Origin of the sequence: Streptomyces sp. N35 (assembly GCF_016464295.1) — a bacterium.
In the GTDB taxonomy this organism is placed as follows: Bacteria; Actinomycetota; Actinomycetes; order Streptomycetales; family Streptomycetaceae; genus Streptomyces.
The window spans coordinates 117799-126113 of sequence record NZ_JAEIMH010000004.1 but is presented as its reverse complement, the minus strand read 5'-3'; the positions used below and the strand labels follow the sequence as shown (position 1 = coordinate 126113).

At 66.6% G+C, this 8315-nt stretch carries 7 protein-coding genes; all 7 read right to left on the bottom strand.

Going from position 1 to position 8315, the window contains the following annotated elements; all coding sequences use genetic code 11:
- Positions 1–136: 136 nt before the first annotated feature.
- Positions 137–919: a CDP-diacylglycerol--serine O-phosphatidyltransferase gene (gene pssA / locus JAO81_RS03375; RefSeq protein ID WP_165331696.1), complete on the bottom strand. Its 783-nt coding sequence runs from the start codon at positions 917–919 to the stop codon at positions 137–139.
- 55 nt (positions 920–974) lie between these two features.
- Positions 975–1631, bottom strand: a complete 657-nt coding sequence (locus JAO81_RS03370) for a phosphatidylserine decarboxylase (RefSeq protein ID WP_199546211.1) — start codon at positions 1629–1631, stop codon at positions 975–977.
- A 169-nt stretch (positions 1632–1800) separates the two neighbouring features.
- Positions 1801–3009: an acyl-CoA dehydrogenase family protein gene (locus JAO81_RS03365; RefSeq protein ID WP_199546210.1), complete on the bottom strand. Its 1209-nt coding sequence runs from the start codon at positions 3007–3009 to the stop codon at positions 1801–1803.
- A gap of 22 nt (positions 3010–3031) precedes the next feature.
- Positions 3032–3535, bottom strand: a complete 504-nt coding sequence (locus JAO81_RS03360) for a MaoC family dehydratase (protein ID WP_199546209.1) — start codon at positions 3533–3535, stop codon at positions 3032–3034.
- Between the two features lie 5 nt (positions 3536–3540).
- On the bottom strand, positions 3541–4506 hold the full coding sequence (locus JAO81_RS03355; protein WP_199546208.1) for a CoA ester lyase: 966 nt from the start codon (positions 4504–4506) through the stop codon (positions 3541–3543).
- Positions 4503–6560 (bottom strand): protein meaA, encoded by a 2058-nt coding sequence (locus tag JAO81_RS03350; RefSeq protein WP_199546207.1) that lies wholly within the window; start codon positions 6558–6560, stop codon positions 4503–4505. The genes JAO81_RS03355 and JAO81_RS03350 overlap by 4 nt, the downstream gene beginning before the upstream one ends.
- Positions 6560–7897, bottom strand: a complete 1338-nt coding sequence (ccrA, locus tag JAO81_RS03345; RefSeq protein ID WP_199546206.1) for a crotonyl-CoA carboxylase/reductase — start codon at positions 7895–7897, stop codon at positions 6560–6562. The genes JAO81_RS03350 and ccrA overlap by 1 nt, the downstream gene beginning before the upstream one ends.
- Between the last annotated feature and the right edge of the window lie 418 nt (positions 7898–8315).

The window sequence follows — 8315 nt, the reverse complement described above, 5'->3', positions numbered from 1 at the left end:
GGGACGGCCGCGGGGGCCCCGCGCCGGCCCTCCCCCGAGGCAGGGGGAAGACCCCCGAACCGATACGGTCCGGGGCCCTTCGTCACGTACAGGCCGGGAAAGCTGGGCCCGCAGGCCAGGGAAGCTGCGCCGCAGGCTAGGGAAGCTGCGCCGCCCGTGCCTCGCGCCGGTTGTCCCGGAAGTTGTTCACCCGGCGAGCCGTGGCGAACAGCGGGATGACCGCACCGAGCACGAGCTGCAGCGCACAGCCCGTCTGCAGGAGCAGCTGGCCACCGGGAGCGTCGAACGCCCACGCCGCGAGCAGACCCATGCTGAGCACGATCCACGACAGCATCGCGACGGCCAGGCGGCCCCGGGGCTTCGGGTACTCGACCCGGCTCACCATCAGCCAGGCCGTACCGGCGACCGCGAGCAGCGTCGCGACGAACGGCAGCTCGAGCAGCACGATCGAGACGACCGTCAGCGCTCCGAACGGGGACGGCATGCCCTGGAAGGTGCCGTCCTTCACCGTGACGCACGAGAACCGCGCAAGCCTCAGCACCACCGCCAACAGGACCACGATCGCGCCGACCGCGGCCACCTTCTGGTGGGCGCCGTCCGTCACCATGCCGTAGACGAGCACGAAGTACGCGGGCGCGAGCCCGAAGCTGATCAGGTCCGAGAGGTTGTCCAGCTCGGCGCCCATCGGCGAGGAACGCAGCTTGCGCGCCACCAGGCCGTCGAACAGGTCGAAGACGGCGGCACACAGCATCAGGATCACGGCCGTGGCCGCGCTGCGCTGTGCCATGCCCACTTCTTCACTGCCCGTGAAGTGCGGGATGAGGATGCCGGTGGTGGTGAAGTACACCGCCATGAACCCGCAGGTGGCGTTCCCGAGGGTGAGGGTGTCCGCTATTGAGAGGCGGAGCGACAGAGGCATTTCCTCCTCGTCGTCCTCCTCGGCTTCCGGGACCCAGCCGGCCTGTGTATCAGGATCAACCACGGTCAATGCGAGTCACCCCAGCCACGGTCTTCTGCCCCACTTCCACATCCACCTCGATGCCCTCGGGCAGGTAGATGTCCACGCGCGAGCCGAAGCGGATCAGACCGATGCGCTCGCCCTGCTCGACCTTGGTGCCCTGCGGCACGTACGGCACGATGCGACGCGCGACCGCTCCCGCGATCTGGATCATCTCGATGTCGCCGAGCTCGGTGTCGAAGTGCCAGACAACGCGCTCGTTGTTCTCGCTCTCCTTGTTGAACGCCGGGACGAAACCACCGGGGATGTGCTCGACCGACGTCACCGTGCCCGCGAGGGGCGCGCGGTTGACGTGCACGTTCAACGGGCTCATGAAGATCGCGACGCGGGTGCGCCCGTCCTTCCACGGCATGATGCTCTGCACCACACCGTCGGCCGGGGAGATGACCCGGCCCTGAGCGATCTCGCGCTCGGGGTCGCGGAAGAACCACAGCATGCCCGCCGCCAGAGCGGTGGCGGGTACGGCGACGGCCTTCGCGGCGCCGGAGCGACGCGAGCGGACGAGGCTGAGAGCTGCGGTGGCGACGGTCGGCAGAAGCCACGGCGACGCTCCGCGAGCAAGGCGTACGCCGCGGGGGGTGTCGCTTGGTGCAGAGTTCTGGCTGTGGGGCATGGATGACCTTCGTAGCGGATGATGCCGCGCTGTGACGGGGGACGGCGGCTTTCCCGGGATGGTAGCGGTTGCGCACCGCAACTGGGCAAGCCAGGAAGCCGAGTCGGAGGCCGAACAGCGCTCACAGGGTGTGATCTTCGCCCTTGACGAACCACCCCAAAAGGGATGTTCAGCCCTGAACTCGATATTCCTCGAGCAGCCTTCGACCAATGATCATTTTCTGGATCTCGGCGGTACCTTCACCGATCAGCAGCATCGGGGCTTCGCGGTAGAGACGCTCGATCTCGTACTCCTTGGAGAACCCGTAACCACCGTGGATACGGAACGCGTCCTCCACGACTTCTTTGCAGTACTCGGAGGCGAGGTACTTCGCCATCCCTGCTTCGAGGTCGTTTCGCTCGCCTGTGTCCTTTTTGCGTGCTGCATTCACCATCATCGCATGCGCCGCTTCGACCTTGGTGGCCATTTCGGCCAGCTTGAACTGAATCGCCTGGTGGTGGGCGATCGGCTTTCCGAAAGTGTGGCGTTGCTGGGCGTAGGAGACGCCGAGCTCGAAAGCACGTTGTGCGACGCCACAGCCACGCGCTGCGACATTCACGCGACCGACCTCGACCCCGTCCATCATTTGGTAAAAACCGCGGCCCGTCTCACCACCCAGGACGCGATTGGCCGGAATTCGCAGGCCGTCCATGATGAGTTCGGTGGTGTCGACCCCCTTGTACCCCATCTTGTCGATCTTTCCCGGAATGGTCAGACCCGGTCGGACCTCGCCGAACCCCGGCTCCTTTTCGATCAAGAAGGTCGTCATCGACTTATGGGCCGGAGTGCCCTCGGGGTGTCCTTCGTCACTTCGTACGAGAACGGCGACCAAAGTTGACGTTCCGCCATTGGTCAACCACATCTTCTGGCCGTTCAGGACGTACTCGTCGTCACCGTCCTTGACCGCCTTCGACGTGATCGCCGACACATCCGAGCCGAGACCGGGCTCGGACATCGAGAACGCACCCCGGACCTCACCGGCCGCCATCCGCGGCAGGAAGTGGTCCTTCTGCTCCTGTGTGCCGTGCTGCTTGAGCATGTACGCCACGATGAAGTGCGTGTTGATGATCCCGGACACGGACATCCAGCCGCGCGCGATCTCCTCCACACAGAGCGCGTACGTCAGCAACGACTCGCCCAGGCCCCCGTACTCCTCGGGGATCATCAGGCCGAACAGGCCCAACTCCTTGAGCCCGTCGACGATGTCCTGCGGGTACTCGTCGCGGTGCTCGAGCTCGGTGGCGACCGGAATGATCTCTTTGTCCACGAAGTCCCGCACGGTGGACAGGATTTCCTGCTGGATGTCCGTCAGGCCGGCGGTCTGGGCGAGTCGTGCCATGTCTCAGCGCTCCTGCTAGCAGTTAGTGAGAAGGGGTCGGGCGGCCGGGCTGCTCGCCGCCGCGCTCCTTGATGTACGTCTCGGTGGGGACCATGACCTTGCGGCGGAAGACGCAGACGAGCGTGCCGTCCTGCTTGTAGCCCTTGGTCTCGACGTAGACGATTCCGCGGTCGCTCTTCGACTTCGAAGGCGTCTTGTCGAGCACGGTCGTCTCGCCGTAGATCGTGTCGCCGTGGAAGGTCGGCGCCACGTGCTTGAGCGACTCGACCTCCAAGTTGGCGATCGCCTTGCCGGAGACGTCCGGGACGGACATGCCGAGAAGGAGGGAGTAGATGTAATTGCCCACGACGACGTTCTTGCCGAAGTCCGTCGTCCGCTCCGCATAGTTCGCGTCCATGTGGAGCGGGTGGTGGTTCATGGTGAGCAGACAGAAGAGGTGGTCGTCGTACTCGGTGACCGTCTTTCCGGGCCAGTGCTTGTAGACGGCGCCGATCTCGAACTCTTCGTAGGTGCGGCCGAACTGCATGGTTGTTATGCCTCCGGGGCTTCGAACTTCGACGTGCGCCGCATACCGGCCGCACGTCCCTTCCCGGAGATGACGAGCGCCATCTTCCGGCTCGCCTCGTCGATCATCTCGTCGCCGAGCATCGCCGAGCCCTTCTTGCCGCCGGCCTCGGACGTGTAGTACTCGTACGCGTCCAGGATGAGTTCGGCGTGGTCGAAGTCCTCCTGCGAGGGCGAGAAGATCTCGTTCGACGCCTCGACCTGGCCGGGGTGAAGCACCCACTTGCCGTCGAAGCCGAGCGCGGCGGCGCGCCCCGCGACCTCGCGGTAGCCGTCCACGTTGCGGATCTGCAGGTAGGGGCCGTCGATCGCCTGGAGGTCGTTGGCGCGGGCGGCCATCAGGATCTTCATCAGGATGTAGTGGTACGCGTCGGCGTCATAGCCGGGCGGCTGCTCGCCGACCACCAGGGACTTCATGTTGATGGAGGCCATGAAGTCGGCCGGGCCGAAGATGATCGTCTCGATGCGGGGGGAGGCCTCCGCGATCGCGTTGACGTTGTTGAGGCCCTTCGCGTTCTCGATCTGCGCCTCGATGCCGATCTTGCCGACCTCGAAGCCCATCGTCTTCTCGATCTGGGTGAGCAGCAGGTCGAGCGAGACGATCTGCTCGGCTGTCTGGACCTTCGGCAGCATGATGCAGTCGAGGTTCTGGCCCGCGCCCTCGACGACGGTGACGACATCGCGGTACGTCCACTCGGTCGTCCAGTCGTTGACCCGCACGACCCGCGTCTTGCCCGTCCAGTCGCCCTCGTTGAGGAACTTGACGATGGTGTGGCGCGCCTCGGGCTTCGCGAGCGGCGCACAGGCGTCCTCCAGGTCGAGGAAGACCTGGTCGGCGGGCAGGCCCTGGGCCTTCTCCAGGAAGCGCGGATTCGACCCCGGCACCGCGAGACAGGAGCGGCGCGGGCGAAGGCGGTTCACAGGGCTGGTCATGCGGGGACCTCCAGAGGGTCGAGCTGGTTCGCTGTGCGGATCTCGTCGACGATACGGCCGATGATCTCCGTGATGCCGAAGTCCTTCGGCGTGAAGACGGCGGCCACTCCGGCGGCCTTCAACTGCGCGGCGTCGGCGCTGGGAATGATGCCCCCGACGATGACGGGCACCTCGGCCGCCCCCGCTTCGCGCAGCCGCGCGAGCACATCCGGGACCAGCTCGGCGTGCGAGCCGGACAGGATGGACAGGCCGACGCAGTGCACGTCCTCGGCGAGCGCGGCCGAGACGATCTGCTCGGGCGTGAGCCTGATGCCCTGGTAGATCACCTCGAAGCCGGCGTCACGGGCGCGTACGGCGATCTGCTCGGCACCGTTGGAGTGCCCGTCGAGCCCGGGCTTGCCGACGAGCAGACGCAGCTTGCCGCCGAGTTCGTCGCCGGTGCGGCGCACCTTCTCGCGGACGAGGGCAAGAGGGGAGCCCTCTTCCGCGGTGACCGCGACCGGCGCCGAGGAGACGCCCGTGGGTGCCCGGAACTCGCCGAACACCTCGCGCAGCGCCCCCGCCCACTCGCCGGTCGTGACCCCGGCGCGCACGCATTCGAGCGTGGCCTCCATAAGGTTCTCCGTGCCGGCCGCCGCTTCCTTGAGGCGCTCGATCGCCTGCCGGGTCGTCGGGTAGTGGAACGGATCGCCCAGGCCCTGCCGGTCGCTGGACTCCTCACGGGTCGTGCGCCACTCGCCGATCGCCCGCACGACCTTGGCCTCGACCGCGTGGTCCACCGTCATGATCGCGGTGTCCAGGTCCGCGGTGAGCGGGTTGGGTTCGGTCGTCTCGTAGATGTTGACGCCGACGATCTTCTCCTCGCCGCCCTCGATCCGTGCCCGCCGCTCGGCGTGCGAGGAGACCAGCTGCGACTTGAGGTAGCCGGACTCGACGGCCGCCATCGCGCCGCCCATCTCCTGGATACGCTCGATCTCGGCCAGTGAATCGGCGACCAGCTCGTCGACCTTCTTCTCGATGACGTGCGAGCCCGCGAAGATGTCCTCGTACTCGAGCAGATCGCTCTCGTGCGCGAGAACCTGCTGGATACGGAGCGACCACTGCTGGTCCCAGGGCCGCGGCAGTCCCAACGCCTCGTTCCACGCCGGGAGTTGTACGGCGCGGGCGCGGGCGTCCTTGGAGAGGGTGACGGCCAGCATCTCCAGGACGATCCGCTGGACGTTGTTCTCCGGCTGCGCCTCGGTCAGGCCGAGGGAGTTGACCTGCACCCCGTAGCGGAACCTGCGCTGTTTCGCGTTCTCGATGCCGTACCGCTCGCGCGTGATCTGATCCCAGATCCGCCCGAACGCCCGCATCTTGCACATCTCCTCGATGAAGCGGACTCCCGCGTTCACAAAGAAGGAGATACGGGCGACGACATCCCCGAACTTCTCTTCGGGGACCTGCCCTGCGTCGCGTACGGCATCGAGAACGGCGATGGCGGTGGACATCGCGTACGCGATCTCCTGGACCGGTGTGGCCCCCGCCTCCTGGAGGTGGTAGCTGCAGATGTTGATCGGGTTCCACTTGGGGATGTGGGACACCGTGTAGGCGATCATGTCGGTCGTCAGGCGGAGTGACGGCACGGGCGGGAAGACATGCGTCCCGCGCGACAGGTACTCCTTGACGATGTCGTTCTGCGTCGTGCCCTGCAACTGGGCGATATCCGCGCCCTGTTCCTCGGCGCACACCTGGTAGAGCGCGAGCAGCCACATGGCCGTGGCGTTGATGGTCATCGAGGTGTTCATCTGCTCCAGGGGGATGTCCTGGAACAGCCGGCGCATGTCACCGAGGTGCGAGACCGGCACGCCGACCCGGCCGACCTCGCCGCGGGCCAGGATGTGGTCCGGGTCGTAGCCGGTCTGCGTGGGCAGATCGAAGGCGACGGACAGACCGGTCTGGCCCTTGGCGAGATTGCCCCGGTAGAGGGCGTTGGAGGCCTCGGCGGTGGAGTGGCCGGCGTACGTGCGCATCAGCCACGGCCGGTCCTTCTTCCGCTCCTGAGGCGCCGTCATCAGATGTCCCGGAAGCGGTTGATGGCGTCCAGGTGCTTGGCGCGCATCTCCTCGTCCCGCACACCGAGCCCCTCCTGCGGCGCGAGCGCGAGCACGCCGACCTTGCCCTGGTGGAGGTTGCGGTGCACGTCGTACGCGGCCTGCCCGGTGTCTTCCAGGGAGTAGACCTTGGAGAGCGTCGGGTGGATCTTGCCCTTGGCGATCAGGCGGTTGGCCTCCCACGCCTCGCGGTAGTTGGCGAAGTGCGAGCCGATGATGCGCTTCAGGGACATCCACAGGTAGCGGTTGTCGTACTCGTGCATGTAGCCCGAGGTCGAGGCGCAGGTGGTGATGGTGCCGCCCTTGCGCGTGACGTAGACGGAGGCGCCGAAGGTCTCGCGGCCCGGGTGCTCGAAGACGATGTCGATGTCCTCGCCGCCGGTGAACTCACGGATGCGCTTGCCGAAGCGCTTCCACTCCTTGGGGTCCTGGGTCTGCTCGTCCTTCCAGAACTTGTAGCCCTCGGCGTTGCGGTCGATGATCGCCTCGGCGCCCATCTTCCGGCAGATCTCGGCCTTCTGGTCGCTGGAGACCACACAGATGGGGTTGGCGCCGCCGGCCAGCGCGAACTGGGTGGCGTACGAGCCGAGTCCACCCGAAGCACCCCAGATCAGCACGTTGTCGCCCTGCTTCATCGCCGCGCCGTTGCGCGAGACGAGCTGGCGGTACGCGGTGGAGTTGACCAGGCCGGGGGCGGCGGCCTCCTCCCAGCTGAGGTGGCCGGGCTTGGGCATCAGCTGGTTGGACTTGACGAGCGCGATCTCCGCGAGGCCGCCGAAGTTGGTCTCGAAGCCCCAGATGCGCTGCTCGGGGTCGAGCATCGTGTCGTTGTGGCCGTCCGAGGACTCCAGCTCCACGGACAGGCAGTGCGCGACGACCTCGTCGCCGGGCTTCCAGGCGTTCACACCCGGGCCGGTGCGCAGGACGACGCCCGCGAGGTCGGAACCGATGACGTGGTACGGCAGGTCGTGCCGCTTGGTGAGCTCGGAGACCCGGCCGTAGCGCTCGAGGAAACCGAAGGTGGAGAGCGGCTCGAAGATCGAGGTCCACACCGAGTTGTAGTTCACCGACGAGGCCATCACGGCCACCAGGGCCTCGCCCGGGCCGAGTTCGGGCACGGGGACCTCGTCGAGGTGGATCGACTTGCGCGGGTCCTTCTCGCGGGTCTCGAGCCCGGCGAACATCTCGGTCTCGTCCTTGTGCACGGTGATCGCCCGGTACGACTCGGGGATGCGCAGTGCGGCGAAGTCGGCCGGGGTGCTGTCCGGCGACTGGATCGCGTCCAGGATTTCCTTCACGGTGTTGCCTCCGGCGAAATGCGGTACGTCGGGGTGAGGGTGAGGAACTGCTGTGGTGGTGCCGTCGGTTCGGCGGAGACTGCTGAGCTCGTCTGTGCGAGAGCCGTGCTGTGGCGGCGCGTTGGTGTGCGCGGGAGGTGCCTGTGACGCAGGCGTCCGGGCGCTCAAGAGACTTGAGGGGACAGCCGGCGCACGGAGGTTCTCTATGCGCCGGCCGCCCGGACTGATTTCAAGTTATGGCACGGCGTGCCAGTCGGCAAGACACCGAGTGCCAACATTTTCTCTCAGGTGTCACCAGGCGGGTTCAGATGAGCGATGATCGATCAAATCTTGCCGCTAAAGCGCCCCTGACCTGCGGAAACGCAAAGACGGGCAACCCCTCTCGTGGGGGGGCGGCCGCGGGCGCGGGCGGACGGTT